At 61.1% G+C, this 16,053-nt stretch carries 17 protein-coding genes and 1 tRNA gene; 14 read left to right on the top strand and 4 right to left on the bottom strand.

Going from position 1 to position 16,053, the window contains the following annotated elements:
- Positions 1 to 483: 483 nt before the first annotated feature.
- Positions 484 to 1,371 (bottom strand): N-formylglutamate amidohydrolase, encoded by an 888-nt coding sequence (locus HB676_RS23220; RefSeq protein WP_213740702.1) that lies wholly within the window; start codon positions 1,369 to 1,371, stop codon positions 484 to 486.
- A gap of 303 nt (positions 1,372 to 1,674) precedes the next feature.
- Here HB676_RS23220 and HB676_RS23215 point away from each other — a divergent pair, with 303 nt between their 5' ends.
- Positions 1,675 to 2,034: a response regulator gene (locus tag HB676_RS23215; RefSeq protein ID WP_213740701.1), complete on the top strand. Its 360-nt coding sequence runs from the start codon at positions 1,675 to 1,677 to the stop codon at positions 2,032 to 2,034.
- Positions 2,035 to 2,196: 162 nt separating this feature from the next.
- Positions 2,197 to 2,271 (top strand) — tRNA-Val (locus HB676_RS23210).
- A gap of 52 nt (positions 2,272 to 2,323) precedes the next feature.
- On the opposite strand, the gene HB676_RS23205 is transcribed toward HB676_RS23210, so the two are convergent.
- Positions 2,324 to 3,043 carry a GntR family transcriptional regulator gene (locus HB676_RS23205; RefSeq protein ID WP_213740700.1) on the bottom strand — a complete coding sequence of 240 codons (720 nt, stop codon included), beginning with the start codon at positions 3,041 to 3,043 and terminating at the stop codon, positions 2,324 to 2,326.
- 262 nt (positions 3,044 to 3,305) lie between these two features.
- On the opposite strand from HB676_RS23205, the gene HB676_RS23200 reads away from it, so the two are divergent.
- From HB676_RS23200 to HB676_RS23175, 6 genes are read left to right on the top strand one after another with little or no spacing between them, the layout of a single operon-like run.
- Positions 3,306 to 4,508, top strand: a complete 1,203-nt coding sequence (locus HB676_RS23200; protein ID WP_213740699.1) for an amino acid ABC transporter substrate-binding protein — start codon at positions 3,306 to 3,308, stop codon at positions 4,506 to 4,508.
- Between the two features lie 22 nt (positions 4,509 to 4,530).
- Positions 4,531 to 5,415 (top strand): branched-chain amino acid ABC transporter permease, encoded by an 885-nt coding sequence (locus tag HB676_RS23195; RefSeq protein WP_213740698.1) that lies wholly within the window; start codon positions 4,531 to 4,533, stop codon positions 5,413 to 5,415.
- The gene (locus tag HB676_RS23190) at positions 5,412 to 6,410 is read left to right on the top strand and encodes a branched-chain amino acid ABC transporter permease (RefSeq protein WP_213740697.1); all 999 of its coding nucleotides are present in this window, start codon (positions 5,412 to 5,414) and stop codon (positions 6,408 to 6,410) included. Before HB676_RS23195 ends, HB676_RS23190 begins: the two co-directional genes overlap by 4 nt.
- The gene (locus HB676_RS23185) at positions 6,407 to 7,183 is read left to right on the top strand and encodes an ABC transporter ATP-binding protein (RefSeq protein WP_213740696.1); all 777 of its coding nucleotides are present in this window, start codon (positions 6,407 to 6,409) and stop codon (positions 7,181 to 7,183) included. Before HB676_RS23190 ends, HB676_RS23185 begins: the two co-directional genes overlap by 4 nt.
- Positions 7,183 to 7,908 (top strand): ABC transporter ATP-binding protein, encoded by a 726-nt coding sequence (locus HB676_RS23180; protein WP_213740694.1) that lies wholly within the window; start codon positions 7,183 to 7,185, stop codon positions 7,906 to 7,908. The genes HB676_RS23185 and HB676_RS23180 overlap by 1 nt, the downstream gene beginning before the upstream one ends.
- Before the next feature lie 30 nt (positions 7,909 to 7,938).
- The gene (locus HB676_RS23175) at positions 7,939 to 8,250 is read left to right on the top strand and encodes a YdhR family protein (protein ID WP_213740689.1); all 312 of its coding nucleotides are present in this window, start codon (positions 7,939 to 7,941) and stop codon (positions 8,248 to 8,250) included.
- Between the two features lies 1 nt (position 8,251).
- Here the strand turns inward: HB676_RS23175 and hydA are convergent, their stop codons facing one another.
- Positions 8,252 to 9,706 carry a dihydropyrimidinase gene (hydA, locus tag HB676_RS23170; protein WP_213740688.1) on the bottom strand — a complete coding sequence of 485 codons (1,455 nt, stop codon included), beginning with the start codon at positions 9,704 to 9,706 and terminating at the stop codon, positions 8,252 to 8,254.
- Positions 9,707 to 9,971: 265 nt separating this feature from the next.
- Between hydA and HB676_RS23165 the strand changes: the two genes are divergently transcribed.
- The 6 genes from HB676_RS23165 (at position 9,972) to HB676_RS23140 (ending at position 14,607) form a co-directional block, all read left to right on the top strand.
- Entirely contained in the window at positions 9,972 to 10,703 is a 732-nt protein-coding gene (locus HB676_RS23165; protein ID WP_213740687.1) for a cytochrome c biogenesis protein CcdA, read from the top strand.
- Between the two features lie 220 nt (positions 10,704 to 10,923).
- Positions 10,924 to 11,985: an amidohydrolase family protein gene (locus HB676_RS23160; protein ID WP_213740686.1), complete on the top strand. Its 1,062-nt coding sequence runs from the start codon at positions 10,924 to 10,926 to the stop codon at positions 11,983 to 11,985.
- A gap of 15 nt (positions 11,986 to 12,000) precedes the next feature.
- Positions 12,001 to 13,113, top strand: coding sequence for an amidohydrolase family protein (locus HB676_RS23155; protein ID WP_213740685.1), 1,113 nt, complete (start codon positions 12,001 to 12,003; stop codon positions 13,111 to 13,113).
- A 4-nt stretch (positions 13,114 to 13,117) separates the two neighbouring features.
- The gene (locus HB676_RS23150) at positions 13,118 to 13,531 is read left to right on the top strand and encodes a Rieske (2Fe-2S) protein (protein WP_213740684.1); all 414 of its coding nucleotides are present in this window, start codon (positions 13,118 to 13,120) and stop codon (positions 13,529 to 13,531) included.
- Positions 13,532 to 13,758: 227 nt separating this feature from the next.
- Complete coding sequence (locus HB676_RS23145) at positions 13,759 to 13,965, top strand: hypothetical protein (RefSeq protein ID WP_213740683.1); 207 nt, start codon at positions 13,759 to 13,761, stop codon at positions 13,963 to 13,965.
- Between the two features lie 6 nt (positions 13,966 to 13,971).
- Positions 13,972 to 14,607 carry a glutathione S-transferase N-terminal domain-containing protein gene (locus HB676_RS23140; protein WP_213740682.1) on the top strand — a complete coding sequence of 212 codons (636 nt, stop codon included), beginning with the start codon at positions 13,972 to 13,974 and terminating at the stop codon, positions 14,605 to 14,607.
- A 184-nt stretch (positions 14,608 to 14,791) separates the two neighbouring features.
- On the opposite strand, the gene HB676_RS23135 is transcribed toward HB676_RS23140, so the two are convergent.
- Positions 14,792 to 16,018 carry an ABC transporter substrate-binding protein gene (locus HB676_RS23135; RefSeq protein ID WP_346347413.1) on the bottom strand — a complete coding sequence of 409 codons (1,227 nt, stop codon included), beginning with the start codon at positions 16,016 to 16,018 and terminating at the stop codon, positions 14,792 to 14,794.
- Positions 16,019 to 16,053: the final 35 nt, after the last annotated feature.

The following is a 16,053-nucleotide window of genomic DNA, read 5'->3' as shown; positions in this document are numbered from 1 at the left end:
GTAGCGCAATCCCGTTAACTGCGCACGTCAACGCGTGGCGTTACCCATCTTTATTCGACTTTCGAATCCCTCGCGCAGGGATGAATTTTCCGATGAAACCGTCGATCACGAATTCGAGAGTATACTGTTAATGGCTCTGACGTGAAGGTGTATGCAGCAAAACTGTATGTTTAACCGTCTGAAATCATAAGATAAATTTTAATAAGTCATTTTTCGGACCGACGACCGGAGCCTGTGAATTATGCAGCGGAAAGAGTCAAAAACCCTTGCACTTTGTGCAGCGCGGTCGCATATTGTTGCGGTGCGGTAGCGCTCTGCGCTATCGCTGCCCTCCTTGGGCGTTTCCTCCCTAGACTTGGGCCGCTTGCCAACGCAAGCGGCCCTTTTTTCTTGGTGGGTCTGCTGGCGCTGTTATTGGCGCGTGCATTTTCTTGGAAATGTCATGCCGCGTTTTGCGCAGTTCTGCGCATTTGAGATGGCTGACTACTCTGCCGCCGCCTGAAACGGTCCGAGATCGTCGAGCGGGACGGCGGCCAAGGCTTCGGCCAGCACCGCAAAATCGGTCGCGACCTGCGCAAAACGCGCGCTACGTTCGCGCCGCCGCTCGTCCATGTAGATCGCCCGGTTGAGTTCGAGCTGGATCGTATGCAGCCCAGAGGCCGGGTTGCCGTAATGCTCGGTGATGAAACCGCCGGCATAGGGCTTGTTGCGTCCGACCGAGTAGCCGAGCCGGCTCATGGTCTCCTCGACCATGTCGGGCAGCAAAGCTGCGCAACTGGTGCCATAGCGGTCGCCGATCACCACGTCCGGCCGCCGCGGCTCGTCCCGCGACACCCCGATCGAGGGCATCGAGTGGCAATCCACCAGCACCACCGTGCCAAACGCCTGATGCGCCTTGTTGATCAGCCGCCGCAGCGCGCGGTGATAGGGCTTGTACAGCGCCTCGATCCGCGCCAGCGCGTCATCGACCGAAAGCCGCTCGCGGTAGATCTCCTGGCCGTCGCCGACCACGCGCGGGATGGTGCCGAGGCCGCCAGCCACTCGCATCGAGCGCGTATTGGCAAAGCTCGGCAATCGCCCTGAGAACATCCGCGGGTCGAGTTCGTAGGGCTCGCGGTTCACATCGACATAGGAGCGCGGGAAATTGACCCGGACCACCGGAAAACCGCGCTCGCTGAGGCCCGCGATCAATTCGTCCATGAACGAATCCTCGGAGCGGCGCAGCGCGCCGAGATCGATCCGCGAGGCGTCGAGGAATTCGTCCGGATAGATCGAGCCGGAATGCGGTGAGTTGAAGATGATCGGTGCCCGCCACGCGGCCGGCTCTACGATCTCGAACGGGGGCGACAGTTCGCCATCAAACTGGGTCATCGTCGGGCGCCGTCCCTGGAATCCGCCATCCTGAACACGTCATCCCTGCCAGAAAAGCGGAATTTTTATGCCCGGGCATTGTCGGTAATCGCAACCCTCCTGCCAAGCGAAAAAAACAGCAATTAGTCTGGAACGTCTCTTGCGGGCGAAAAAAGCCTGCCTTCATTGATTCGGAGTGCGTTCCGGTCCACAAATAGCCCCGCGAAATGCCGGCTGCGCTGCGACGCTTTCACCCGAAATTTACCCTCTGTCGGGCTTAGTGAGCAGATTGATCCTCCAATCAGGATTCGACGACCAACCGCCATGCATAAAATCCTCCTCGCCGAAGACGACAACGACATGCGCCGCTTCCTGGTCAAGGCGCTGGAAAACGCCGGTTTTCAGGTTTCCCCCCATGATAACGGCATGTCGGCCTATCAAAGGCTGCGTGAGGAGCCGTTTGAGATGCTGCTCACCGATATCGTGATGCCCGAGATGGACGGTATCGAGCTCGCGCGTCGCGCCTCGGAGCTCGATCCCGACATCAAGATCATGTTCATCACCGGCTTTGCCGCGGTCGCCCTCAATTCCGATTCCGAGGCGCCGAAGAACGCCAAGGTGCTGTCCAAGCCGGTTCATCTTCGCGAATTGGTGACCGAAGTGAACAAGATGCTGGCGGCCTGACCGTCTTTCCGGCCGGCTCAAGCCGGCTGGGCCGTTACTCGCCGTTTTGATACGTTTTCTGGCCCCAAATCCCGGTCTGTTTTGCCTGAAAACGCCGTTCGGCATCCTTGCCTGTCCGCTGGGGAGCCGATATAGGGACCCCACCCGTAAGTTCAGGTTTCAGGGCGCGTAGCTCAGCGGGAGAGCACCTCGTTGACATCGAGGGGGTCACAGGTTCGATCCCTGTCGCGCCCACCATCCGGTTTCCCAGTCATAATAGGCAGAGCCACAGGGATAGCGCCGCTATCTGTCAGGCCGATCTGCGCAGTGGCCTCTTCTTCTCGGCCCGCAATTTGTTTTCCTGATGCCGCAGCAGGAATTGCCGTAACTGCACCGCGGTCTCGAGCGCGTGATGCTCGACCAGCGCCGCAAGCGACGCGGCGTTTCGAACCCGCGCGCTGGCCAGGATGGCGCGATGCTCGCGTTGCGCTTGCAGCCGATAATCCGACTGGCTGACCAACAGGCGGATATAGCGTTCGACGTTGGCGTTCAGGCTCGCGATCAGATTGAGGAGCCGCGGTCGCGCACAGGCCTGGTACAGCCTTTCGTGGAAATGGCGATTGATGTCGCTCCAGCGGTCGATCGATTGGCAGGCTTCGGCTTCAGAGAGCAGCGTTTCGAGTTCGTCGAGCATCGCGTCGGTCCAGTGCGGCATCGCCAGCGAGACCGCCTTGATTTCCAGTGTGAGACGAATTTCCAAAATCTCTTCCGCCTCGTCCGGCCGCAACGGCGCGACGGTGGCACCGCGCTTGCTGTGCAATTGAACGAGGCCTTCGGCGGTCAACTGCCGCAGCGATTCCCGGACCGGGATGTGGCTGACGCCGAACCATTTGGCGATGGTGTCCTGCCGCAACGGTTCACCGTCATCGATATGTCCGCGCAGGATCAGCGTTCGGATCACGTCGGCGATCACCTCCGGTGTCGAGGCTCGGGTGCCGCGCAGTGCGCTGGCAATAGCAGCAAGGCTCATCCTACGATCATATATGATATCGGCCGAAATGTCGCAGGTTCTGTTGGTCTAGCATAGTCTTCCAAATCGGCTCGTAATTTCAATCAAGACCTTCTCTTGGCGATTATGCCCTGTTTGCCTAATGTTTTTGCGTCGCCGGACCAATCCTGCAGCGAGAATCGCAGAATGGACGGACGTTCGCACGGAATACACATCATATATGATTTGGCACAGCGCTTGCCTTTCAGAGACGGCAACCGGTCAAATCGAACAGGAGCGCGTCATGAATCTTGGTAATGTGCGTCGCGGTGTTTTGGCTGCGTTGATGGCATCTGCGGTCGTCGCCGGCGCATCCGCCGCCGAGCTTCCGATCCGGATCGGGGCGCCGTTGCCGTTGACCGGCGCGCTGTCGCCGGAAGGCGTGAAGTTGCAGCAGGGTTATGAATTGTGGAAGGACACTGTCAACGCCGCCGGCGGCATCGCGGTCGGCTCGGTCAAGCGCCTGGTTGAAATCGTCTATTACGACTATCAGTCGATGACGCCGAAGGCGGTACAACTCGCCGAGAAGCTCGCGACCGACGACAAGGTCGACTTCATGTTCGGGCCGTTCGGTTCGGGCGCCTCCAAGGCCGCCAGCACGGTGGCCGAGCGCTACGCAATCCCCATGCTGGCGCCGACCGCGTCATCGGTCGAAGTCTACGATCAGGGTTACAAGAACCTGTTCGGCACCTTCACCGCTAACGATACGCTGAGCGAGCCGATGGCGGATATCATCAAGGCGAAAGCGCCCAACGTGAAGCGGGTCGCGATCCTGGCGCGCAACGATCTTTATCCGCTGGCGCTGGGGCAGGAGTTTGAAAAGTCGTCGAAGAAGCGCGGCCTTGAAGTGGTGTATTTTGAAAAATACGCCATCAACACGCTGGACCATGCGTCAGCCCTGACGGAGATCAAGGCCGCGAAACCGGACTGGATCATCGCGACCGGCTATATCAACGACCTGATCCTGATCCGCAAGCAGATGGCCGATCTCGGTATCAAGGCGCAGGCCGTGACCATGATCAATGCGCCGGCCTATCAGGAATTCATCGATGCCACCGGCACGCTTGCGGAAAACGTCACCACGGCAACGTGGTGGCATCCGGCCGTCCGCTATGAGAGCAAGGACGTGTTCGGCAGTTCGGTGAAATACAGCGAGATGTTCCAGAAGAAGTTCAACGCGCTACCGGATTTTACCAATGCGACCGGAAGCTCGGTCGGCGTGGTGCTGCAAATGGCGATCGAACGCGCCGGTTCCGTGGACCGCGACAAGGTTCGCGAAACGCTGGTCAAGGGTGGTTTCGACACCTTCTTCGGGCCGCTGACGTTCAATGGGGTGGGGCAGGCGATTTCCTACGTACCGCCGGTGATCCAGATCCAGGGCGGCAAAACAGTCGTGATATATCCTGAAGTCATCAAGGGCGGCGATCTGCAACTCGGCGTTCGCTGAAGACGGGAGCGGAAACGGCCAGGTGCTGTACGTCCAGATCCTCATCAACGGCATCCTGCTCGGCGGGCTTTACGCCTGCATCGCTGTCGGATTTTCGCTGGTGTGGGGCGTGCTCAACGTCATCAATATCCTGCACGGATCTTTTATCGTGCTCGGCGCCTATCTCGCCTTCTTTGCATACACTGGGCTTGGCATCCATCCCTATCTGTTCGCGCCTTTCGCAGCCCTTGTTCTGTTTATGCTGGGCTATGCGGTGCAACTGACGGTGATCAACCGCGTGATCGAAGCGCCGGTGCTGGTTACACTGACCACCACGTTCGGTCTGGCGCTGTTGCTCGATAATCTGATGCTGGTGGTGTTTGCCGCGAATTTCCGCAAGGTCAGCCTGAAGCCGCCGCTCGGCGTGATCGATCTATCGGATACATTTCCATCGATCGACCTGATCGTGCCGGTCGATCGCCTGGCCAGCATGCTGTTCGCGTTGGTGTTCGTTGCGCTGCTTTATTGGCTGCTGCGGCACACGGTGGTGGGCCGTGCCATTGTCGCCGTCAGGATGGACCGATACGCCGCGACCTTGATGGGCGTGGACACCACAAAAGTGTTCGCGGTGACATTCGCGCTGGGTGCGGCGCTCGCGGGCGCCGCTGGTGCGCTGCTCAGTCCGATCTTTCCGATTTCGCCGCTGGCCGGCACCACCTATCTCGGCAAGGCCTTTGTGATCTGCGTTCTCGGCGGTCTCGGCAGCGTGTCCGGCGCCCTGGTCGGAGGCCTCGTGCTCGGGGTGCTGGAAAGTTTCGGGGCGCTGTTCTTCGGCCCTGAACATTCGCTCACGCTCTCGTTCACGGTATTGATCCTGCTGCTGATCTTTCGGCCCAACGGCATCATGGGCAAGCGGGGGTTCGTATGAAACGATCTCCCATCGCGATCGTCGGCCTCGGCGTGCTCGTGCTTGTCGTGATTATCCTGCCGTTCACCGCGACCAACTATCTGCTGCGCCTGACGACGATTGCTTTCATGTACATCGCGTTGGCATCGTCCTGGAACATCGTCGGCGGCTTCATCGGCTATCCGTCCTTTGCCACCGCGGCCTTCTTCGGAATAGGCGCCTACGCGTCCGGCATCCTGCGCGGCGCGAGTTCGCTGCCGTTGCCGGCCACCTGGCTGTTCGGCGCGGCGGCCGCAACGTTGTTCTCGCTGCTCGTCGGTCCGGCGATCCTGCGGCTACGCGGCCATTATTTCGCGGTCGCAAGTCTGGTGCTGGCGGCGGTGCTGCGTGAGATCACCAATGCGGCCACGACACTGACCGGAGGCGGCATGGGACTCAATTTGCCGGCGGTTGGCGCCATCAATGTCGACGTCCAGACCCGCCTCTATTACGTCAGCATGCTGGTCGCGGCGGCGCTGACGATCGGCCTTGCAACGCTGATCTGGCGCAGCCGTCTCGGTTGGGCAATGCGCTGCATCGAGCAGAACGAGGATGCCGCCATCGTGCTTGGCGTCAACACGCTCGCGACCAAGATCCTCGGCTTTGCAGCCTCCGCCGCCACAGCCGGTCTGGTCGGCGCGATCTACGCCACCTGGATCGGATACATCGATCCCACCGACGCGTTCGACGATCTCCTGTCGGTCAAGCCGATCATCATGGCCTTTATCGGTGGCGTCGGCACCATCTTCGGACCGGTTGCCGGCGCAATCATCTTCCTCGTGCTGGAAGAATTCGTGTGGCGCAACGTGCTGAATTTCCATGCCGGCATTCTCGGCATCATCATCGTGGCGTTGCTGGTATTCATGCCGGGAGGCATCGGCAGCATCGGGCGCGGGATCGAGAAGCTGCGCGCGTATGGGCGCGCCGGGCGAACCTCCGATATCAGCGGCGCGGCGCCGCCGGTGGTGCCGTCATGAACTCGTTGGCGCAGCAAGCAACCGCACCAACGCCACTGATGCAGATCGCCGGTGTGACCAAACGCTACGGCGGCCTCGTCGCGCTCAACAACGTTTCGCTTGAACTGACCCAAGGCGAGATCATCGGGCTGATCGGTCCCAACGGCGCCGGCAAGACGACGCTGGTCAATGTCATCACCGGCGTGCAGCAACCGGACGAGGGTGAAATCCTGTTCGAGGGCAAGCGCATCGATCGCGCGCCCGCCTATCAGATCGCGCGGCGTGGCATCGGACGCACGTTCCAGATCGTGCAGCCGTTTCCGCGCATGACCGTGCTCGAAAATGTCGCCGCGGGGGCGATGTTTGCCGGCAAGGCACACAGCGTCGCCGAGGCGATGGACCGTGCCTCGGCGTGTCTTGCTTTCGTCGGCCTAACGGCCATGACCTCGATGCCGGCGTCGCAGCTTACGCTGCCGGGACGCAAGCGGCTCGAACTGGCCAAGGGCCTCGCGACCAATCCGCGGCTGTTATTGCTCGATGAAGTCAATGCCGGGCTGAACGCGACCGAGATCGAGGGCGCGCTCGACCTGATCAAGGCGATTGCCGCGCGGGGCATCACCATTGTCCTGATCGAGCATTTGATGAAGGTGGTAATGCGGGCGTCCTCGCGCATCGTCGTGCTGCATCAGGGGGTTTTGATTGCGGACGGGCAGCCGGCCAATGTCATTCGTGACCCCCAGGTGGTCGAGGCCTATCTGGGCGCCGACTATCGTCATGCGGAGGCAACCGGCTGATGGTCGATTTGCTGAAAGCGTCCGGGCTCTGCGGCGGTTATGGCGACGTCCAAGTCTTGCACGATGTTGCGCTGACCGTAAAAGCCGGCGAGATCGTCTGCCTGATCGGATCAAACGGCGCCGGCAAGACCACGCTGCTTCGTGTTTTATCGGGCATGGCCAAGTCGACGGCGGGAAGCATTCTGTTCGCGGACCAGGATCTGCGGGGTCTGCCGGCGCAGGAGATCGTGCGCCGCGGTATCGCGCATGTGCCGGAGGGCAGGCGGCTGTTTGCCGGCATGACGGTGCGTGAAAATCTGCTGATGGGAAGCTATTTGCGCGGTGACGGACGCGCCGTGATCAACAAGGATCTTGATTTCGTGCTGGCGACCTTCCCAAAACTGGCCGAGAGGTTGCATCAGGACGCTTCAACCCTGTCGGGAGGCGAGCAGCAGATGTGCGCGATCGGTCGCGGCCTGATGGCCAATCCGACCCTGTTGATGATTGACGAATTGTCGCTCGGACTGTCGCCGAAGCTGGTCGGGGAGTTGAGCAAGGCGTTGACTGAGATCAACCGTGCCGGCCAGTCCATCCTTCTGGTCGAGCAGGATGTCGCGACCGCGCTGCGGCTTGCCAGCACCGGCTTCGTGCTCGATACCGGCCGCATCGTCCTGTCGGGACCGTCCAATGAACTCGTCGCCAACCCGAGTGTGCGCGAAGCCTATCTCGGCATGACTGCCGCTTGATTTCAACCAGAGAAAAAAGGGAAAACGCCCATGATAACAGCCATTGTTCTCTACGACCTGCCGAAATCGATCGGCCTCGAGGAGTGCCGCGAGCACTTCACCAAGATCGCGCCCGATTTCCTGAAAGCGCCAGGCTTCGTCCGCAAGCAGTTCATCTGCCGCAAGGAAGGCGACATCGCCGGCGGCGTCTACATGTGGGAAAGTCAGGCCGCAGCCGAGGCGTTTTATACCGGTCCCTGGCGCGACGGCATCCGCGCCCGCTACGGCAACGATCCCCGCATTCAGTATTTTGAGACGGTCGCGCTCACCGACAAGGCGAGCGGCAAGGCCGGGGCGATTTAGCTCACGGCGTCACATCCGCGCGCCGCACCGCTTGTGGTGCGGTGGCCTGCTTCCAGGTGGAATTGGCGACATGGACCGGCGAGAAAGCCGGCCGCTCGACATACTGGCCGTCGCCTTTTTCGGCGCGCAGGTCGCCCTTGGCGTAGGCGATCCTGCCGCGCGACAGTGTGACCGCGGGCGCGCCGGTGCAGGCAAAACCTTCGAACACATTGTAGTCGATCCGGCTCAATTGCTTCTTCATCGAGATGGTTTTGGCGGCTGCGGGATCCCACACCACGATATCGGCGTCCGAGCCGGCGGCGATCCGTCCTTTTTTCGGATAGATATTGAGGATGCGGGCGATATTGGCCGAGGTCACCGCGACGAATTCCTCCTTGGTCAGGCGGCCGGTGTTGACGCCCGCGGTCCACAGCACCGGCAGGCGGTCTTCGAGACCGCCGGTGCCATTGGGAATTTTGCGGAAATCCTCAAAACCAAGACGCTTTTGTTCGGTCGTGAACGCGCAGTGGTCGGTCGCGACCACCTGTAGCGAACCGGATTGAAGCCCGGCCCACAGGCTGGCCTGATGCGCCTTGTCGCGGAATGGCGGCGACATCACGCGCTGGGCGGAATGGTTCCAGCTCTTGTTGGCATATTCGCCCTCGTCGAGCAGCAGATGCTGGATCAGCGGCTCGCCATAGACGCGCTTGCCGCTGGCGCGGGCGCGGGCGATCGCCTCGTGGGCCTCGCGGCAACTGGTGTGCACAATATAGATCGGAACGCCGGTCATGTCGGCGATCATGATGGCGCGGTTGGTCGCCTCGCCCTCGACTTCGGGCGGACGAGAATAAGCGTGGCCCTCAGGGCCGGTGACGCCGCGCGCCAGCAACGCTTCCTGCATCAGGGCGACGACGTCGCCATTTTCGGCGTGCACCAGCGGCATCGCGCCGAGATGGGCACAACGCGCGAACGAGTTGTAGAGCTCGTCGTCATTCACCATCAACGCGCCTTTGTAGGCCATGAAATGCTTGAAAGTGTTGATCCCGTAGGTTTTGACGACGATCTCCATTTCGTCGAACACCTGCTTCGACCAGGACGTCACGGCCATGTGGAAGCCGTAGTCGCTGGCGGCCTTCTCGGATTTGCGCCGCCAGTCCTGATACGCCGCGAGCATCGATTGCCCGGGGTCGGGAACGCAGAAATCGACCACCATCGTGGTGCCGCCGGTCAGCGCCGCCTTGGTGCCCCATTCGAAATCATCGGCGGATACGCTGCCCATGAAGCTGAATTCGAGATGGGTATGCGGATCGATGCCGCCCGGCATCACATAGCAGCCGCCGGCATCGACGATGTCAGCGCCGATGGGAACCTCGAGGGAGGAGCCGACTGCCACAATCGTATCGCCATCGATCAGGACATCGGCGCGCCGCGCATGATCGTGATTGACGACGGTTCCACCGCGAACGACAAGGGTCATGACATCTCCGAACTGGTAATTTTCAAAACGTAGCAGGTCTGCGCCGCAAGCTTTTGCGAGACAGCCTAGCTTGCAATTCCCGCGGCCGCAGCGGAAAAAATCCGCAATCCATGGCCGAATTGGAGGCAATCTTTAAATGCCGGCCGTCGAACTTTTCGTGAAGGTAGCGTGATCTGAAACTAATCGGCTCATTTTGGCGTATACTCGCCCGACAAGGAAGGCTAATGGCTATGCCTGACTTCGACGCCCCGGATGGCTTCTTCCTATGCATGATGTTTCGATTCCCGCGGCGCTGATCGCCGGCATCGTCAGTTTTCTGTCGCCCTGCGTGCTGCCTCTGGTGCCGCCCTATCTGATCTACCTAACCGGCGCGACCATCGATCACGTTAACAATGACGAGACGGTATCGTCCTCGCAGCGTGCGGTGATGATTTCGGCCGTGATGTTCGTGCTCGGCTTTTCCACCGTGTTCGTGGCACTCGGCGCCAGCGCGTCCTTTGTCGGAAGCCTGATCCGCGCCTGGTCGGCCGAACTGTCGATCGTCGCAGGCATCGTCATCATCATCATGGGTCTGCATTTCCTCGGGCTGACCCGCATCGGCTTGTTGATGCGCGAGGGCCGGCTGACGGCGCCGAAGCCGGTCGGGCTGTGGGGCGCTTACGTCATGGGTCTCGCCTTTGCATTCGGCTGGACACCCTGCATCGGGCCGATTCTCGCTGCGATCCTGTCGGTGGCGGCGGCCGAGGCGACCGTGGCCAAGGGCGCCGGCCTGCTTGCGGTCTATTCGGCCGGGCTCGGGATTCCCTTCCTGATCGCGGCCTTGATGGTCGAACAATTCTCTTCGTTGTTTGCCCGGATGAAGCGCCACCTCGCCACCGTTGAGCGGGCGATGGGTGTGTTCATGGTGCTCACCGGCATCGCTTTTCTCACCGGCAGCGTCTCCGCTGTCAGCATCTGGCTGCTGGAAACGTTCCCAAGCCTGCAGAATTTCGGTTAAGCGCGGGCGGTGCACGCGTACCGAAAACAGAAATAGCGCTTCCGCGCCGGCTTGCTTCAGGCCCTTCCGGACTGCCATTTACCCACCTTCTGCCAGTCGATTCTGCAGGATCTGTCCCCAAGCTTGCCCTTGCGCTCGCGACCGGTCGGCGGCACATTTGACGGGCGGCGAACACAAGCCGCCAAAAAGATGTGCAGGGAACGCTCCGGGGAAACGCTTAATGGCCGCCACGCGGATTGATTGCGATATCCATCCCGCCGTGGGGGGAACGCGCACTACGCTGTTGCCCTATCTCGACGATCACTGGAAAGAGCAGGTCGTAAGCCGTGCGATCGACGGTCTCGATCTCACAAGCTATCCGCCCAACATGCCGCTGTCCGGCCGTGCCGACTGGCGGCCCAATAAAGGCAAGCCCGGCAGCGATCTGGCGATGCTTCAGCGCGGCGCGTTCGACGAGCTAGGCGCCAGCCACGCGATCTGCAATGTGCTCTATGGCGCACAGGCGGTGTACGATCCCTATATGGCCGCCGCGTTCTGCAAGGCGATCAACGACTGGATCGCGGCCGAGTGGCTGGCGAACGACAAGCGGTTGCGCGCCTCGATCATGGTGCCGATGCAGGCGCCAGATCTCGCCATCGAAGAGATCGAACGCCGCGCCGGCGATAACAGGTTCGTCTCGGTATTGGTGCTGGCGCAGGGCGAGACTTTGTTGGGGCGGCGGCATTTCTGGCCGGTCTATCAGGCCGCCGAGCGTCACAAACTGCCGATCGCAATCCATGCCGGCAGCCAATATCGCCAGGCGCCAAGTTCGGTCGGCTGGCCGTCCTATCGCTACGAATATTATCTCGCCGAGGCGCAGGCGTTTCAGGCCCAGGTGCTCAGCCTGATCTACGAAGGCGTTTTCGGCAAGTTCCCCGGCCTCAAGGTGGTGCTGATGGAATCCGGTGTGAGCTGGCTTCCGGCGTTCATGTGGCGCGCCAACAAGACCTGGCGCGGCGTGCGCGTCGAGGTGCCCTGGGTCGAGCGCGAACCGGCCGCGATCATGCGCGACCACATCCGTTTCACCACGCAACCCTTCGACAGTCCGCCCGATGCCGCCGGCGTCGCCGATATCGTCGACATGATCGGCTCGGACAGGATGTTCCTGTTCTCGTCAGACTATCCGCATTGGCAATTCGACGGCGACGACGCGATACCGCCGCATCTGCCCGCGAGTCTTGTCTCGCGAATGTGTGCCGACAATCCGCTTGAGACTTTCCCGCGGCTGAATCTCGCCGCTTAAATTCCGGAGGATCGCATGAGCGATGTCATCGACCGCCCTCTGTCCGAACAGGAAGCGCCCGCCAAGAGCCGGCTGCGGATCATCGATTGCGATATCCATCCGAGCCTGCATGCGCGCTCCGATCTCAATCCGTTTCTCAGCAAACGCTGGCAGGAACATCTTGCGACCTACGGCGATCATCTGAGGACGCCCTATATCGGCACCACGCCCTATCCGCGATCTTCGCCGCTGATCGCGCGCCGCGATGCGTGGCCGCCGACCGGTGGCCCGCCCGGATCCGACCTCGCCTTCATGCGCCAGCAGCACCTCGATCCCTTCGATGTCGAGTTCGGCATCCTGCAGGTGCTGGATATGTTCATCTTCTCGCAGCAAAACCTCGAATTCGGCGCCGCGATCCAGCGCGCTATCAACGAGTGGCAGTTGGCGCAGTGGAGCGATCGTGATCCGCGGCTGAAGGCTTCGATTCTGGTCGGACAGGACGACACCCAGGCCGCGCTCACCGAGATCAATCGCTGCGCCAAGCTGGGCCGATATATTCAGATCAACGTGTCGCCGCGCGCCAATGAGCCGCTTGGCCGCCGCCGCTACTGGCCGATTTATGCGCTGGCCGAGGAACTGGACCTGCCGCTCGGCATTCATGTCGGCGGCTATGGTGGCCACGCGCCGGCCGGTGGCGGCTGGCCGTCTTATTATGCCGAGGAGCATCAGTCGAACGCGCATTCGATGGCGGCGACGCTGACAAGCCTGGTGATCGAAGGCGTATGCGAGCGTTTCCCGCGCCTCAAGATCGTGTTCATCGAAGGCGGCTTCGGCTGGATCGCCCCCACGATGTGGCGAATGGATCAGCATTTCGAGCGGTTTCGCTCCGAGGTTCCGCATCTCAAGCGGCGTCCGTCCGAATATGTGCGGGAGCATTTCTGGTTCACCACGCAGCCGATCGACGAGCCCGACGAGGCCCGGCATCTGCGATCCCTGATCGAATGGGTTGGCCTCGATCGCCTGCTGTTCTCGTCGGATTATCCGCATTGGGATTTCGACGATCCGCGCTTTGCCTTCAAGACGCCGCTGACCGAGACTGAGCGGGCGAAGATCTTCAACGCCAACGCCCGCGCCGTGTACAAGTTTTGACGTCATGACCCGGCATATTGTCGCCCGTACCTCAGACATTCCGCCCGGCGGCAACAAGGTGGTCAGCGTGGAAGGCCGAGATATCGTCGTGTTCCACGCCAATGGCGAGTTCTTTGCGCTGCTCAATCGCTGCCCGCATGCCGGCGCGCCGCTCGACAAGGCGGCCTGTGTCGCGCGGCTGACGTCGCCCGAGCCCGGCGTCTATCAGCGCTCGCGGGTCGGCGAACTGCTCCGGTGCGCCTGGCACGGCTGGGAGTTCGACATGCGCAACGGGCAATCCTGGTTCGACCCCAAACGCGTCAAGGTGCGGACTTATCCTGTTGTCATTGAAGATGGCGAGACACTGGCCAAGGGCCCCTATGTGGCCGAGACCTTTCCGGTGCATGTCGAGGACAGCTACGTCATTATCGAGACGTAATTATACCGTTGGCTGACCGAACCCAAATCCATTCAAGGCAAAGCGTTTTCGAGCGAAGTGGATGCCGGTTCGCGTAAAGAAAACGCGTCAAAATGAGGTGAGAGCCGCGGTTCCGGTGCAATCAGAACCGATCAGGCTCACAAAAATTGACATCGGCCTTGTTCGCAAGGCGCGATGCCATGGTATAAGGCCGCCTCATTGACGTGTTTGAGGGCAGGGTTGAGCGGATGTCGAAGCAGGAAATGCGGGAAGAGGCCGAGCGGTTGATCCGCGAAACCATGGAACGCAAAAACCTTGTCGTGAAGCAGGGCAATACCCGCATCGAGGCGGTATGCGGCAAATGCGGCGCGCCGAACCGGGTTTCGGCCGAAAAAGGCGCAACGCGGGTGAAATTCGCCTGCAAGCAATGCGGACACAAGCAGGAGACGCTTTAGTCCATCATGCTCAAGCTGATCAGCGCGACGCCCAGTCCCTATGCGCGGAAGGTGCGGATCGCCCTGGCCGAAAAGGGCCTGCCGTTCGAACTGATGACGGAAGTACCTTGGGACCGCACTACCTCGACTCCGAAATATAATCCGCTGGAAAAGCTTCCGGTCCTGATCCTCGAAGACGGCTCCAGCGTCTACGAATCCAGTTTCATCCTGCAATACCTCGAACTGAAATATCCGCATCCGCCGCTATTGCCTGGAGATATCGACGGTACGATCGCGGCGCGGCGGCTTGAGGTTTTGTGCGACGGGATCTGCGACGCGGTGGTGCTGTCGTTCTTCGAACAGATGCGCTCTGCAGAAGGCAGAAGCCAGCATTGGATGGACCGCCAGCGCCGAAAGATCGAAGGCGGTGTGCGCGAAATGGCGCGCCTGGTCGGCGACCGCGCCTTTGCAGTCGGCGACGCGTTCGGCCTCGGCGATATCGCGGTGGGAACCGCGCTCGGTTACCTGCTGGTGCGGTTTTCTGAATTCGACTGGCGAAGCCTGTACCCTGACCTGGCCGCCTTCAGCGCGCGCATCGAGGCGCGCCCGTCTTTTGCCAACACCGTGCCGGTTCGGCAGGTGATTTCGGATAAGGTCGTTTAGAATTTTGCTGCAGTAGCCCGGATGAGCGTAGCGACATCCGGGGCCGGTCTCGCGGCCATTCCCGGATATAGCTGCGCTCATCCGGGCTACAGCCTGAGATCTCAGATTCCCTCAGGCCTCATCCTGAGGAGCCCGCCAAAGGCGGGCGTCTCGAAGGATGCCGCAGCCGCTAAAGCGCTTTACTTCACCGCGCCTGCCCTACCGTCACGAAATCCGGGAATTTGAGTTTCCCCTCCGCGACCGCCTTGGGCCAGACCGCGATCTGCTTGCCGTTCTGCCACTGGAATACGAGGCCGGTCACGGCGCCGGGGCCGGACTTGATCCCGTGCGTGAATTCGTCGTCCTTGCCGTAGAACTGAATGCGCCCGATGGTGCCTTCGTAATTGGTCTTTTCGAGTTCAGCGACCATCTTGTCGGGATCGGTTGAGCCGGCGCGCTGGATCGCTTCCGCGATGATATAGACCTCGTCATAAGCGGTATAACCGGTATAGGCCGGAGCTGTACCGAACTTCGCCTTGAACGCCTGCGCGAACGGTTTTGTCTTCGAGGTGACCGCGACGTCGGGTGTCGCGACCGCGAGCGACGGCACGCCGTCGGCGGCGCCATTGGTGTCGTTCCAGAAGGTCGGGCTCAGCGCCTGCGCGCTGATGCCGAACATCGGGATCGGGACCTGCTGGTTCTTCCATTGCACGGTCGGCTGCACGCCGACATGCGAGATACCAGTAACGATCACGTCCGGCTTCTTGCTCTCGATATTGTTGAAGATCGGCGTGAAGTCGGTGGTGTCGGGCGAGAAGCGGACATGCTCGACCACTTTCAGTCCGGCCTTCGGCAGGCACGCCTCGTAGCCGATATCGAGCGGCTTGGTCCAGGCGGCGTCCTCGCTCATGATCGCGACCGTCTTGAATTTGAGCTGGTCGACCAGCAGCTCCTTGGCCGCGCCGCAGACGAGTTCGGCCTGAGCCGCCGACGTCAGGTAACCGTGGAAAGTGTACTTGTTCTTGTCGTAGTCATTATGAATTGCCTTGGTGATCTCGTTGGATGCCGCACCCGGCGTGATCAGCGGTATTTTCAACCGTGCAGCCCAGGGCTCGAGCGCCAGCACCACTTCGCTGATATAGCTCGCGATCACGGCCGAAACCTTGTCCTCGCTGACCGCGCGCTGGAACGCACGCACCGAATCCGCCGACGAGCTCTTGTTGTCGTAGGTCACGATCTCGATCTGGCGGCCGAGGATGCCGCCCTTGGCGTTGATCTCGCTGGCGGCGATCTGAGCGCCGCCCGGCGTCGCGGCGCCGGCGATCGACTGCACTTCGGCGATCACGCCGATCTTGATGGGATCGCTGGATTGGGCTTGGGCCGGTCCAGCCAAACTGAGGGCCAATACGGCCGCGAGCGGGACGAGATTGATCTGGCTTTGAATTTTGCTTGGGACAAGAAATGGGC

The sequence above is a fragment of the Bradyrhizobium sp. dw_411 genome, from assembly GCF_018449695.1.
GTDB lineage: Bacteria > Pseudomonadota > Alphaproteobacteria > Rhizobiales > Xanthobacteraceae > Bradyrhizobium.
The sequence above is the reverse complement of the archived record's forward strand: the minus strand, read 5'-3'. Positions and strand labels throughout refer to the sequence as shown.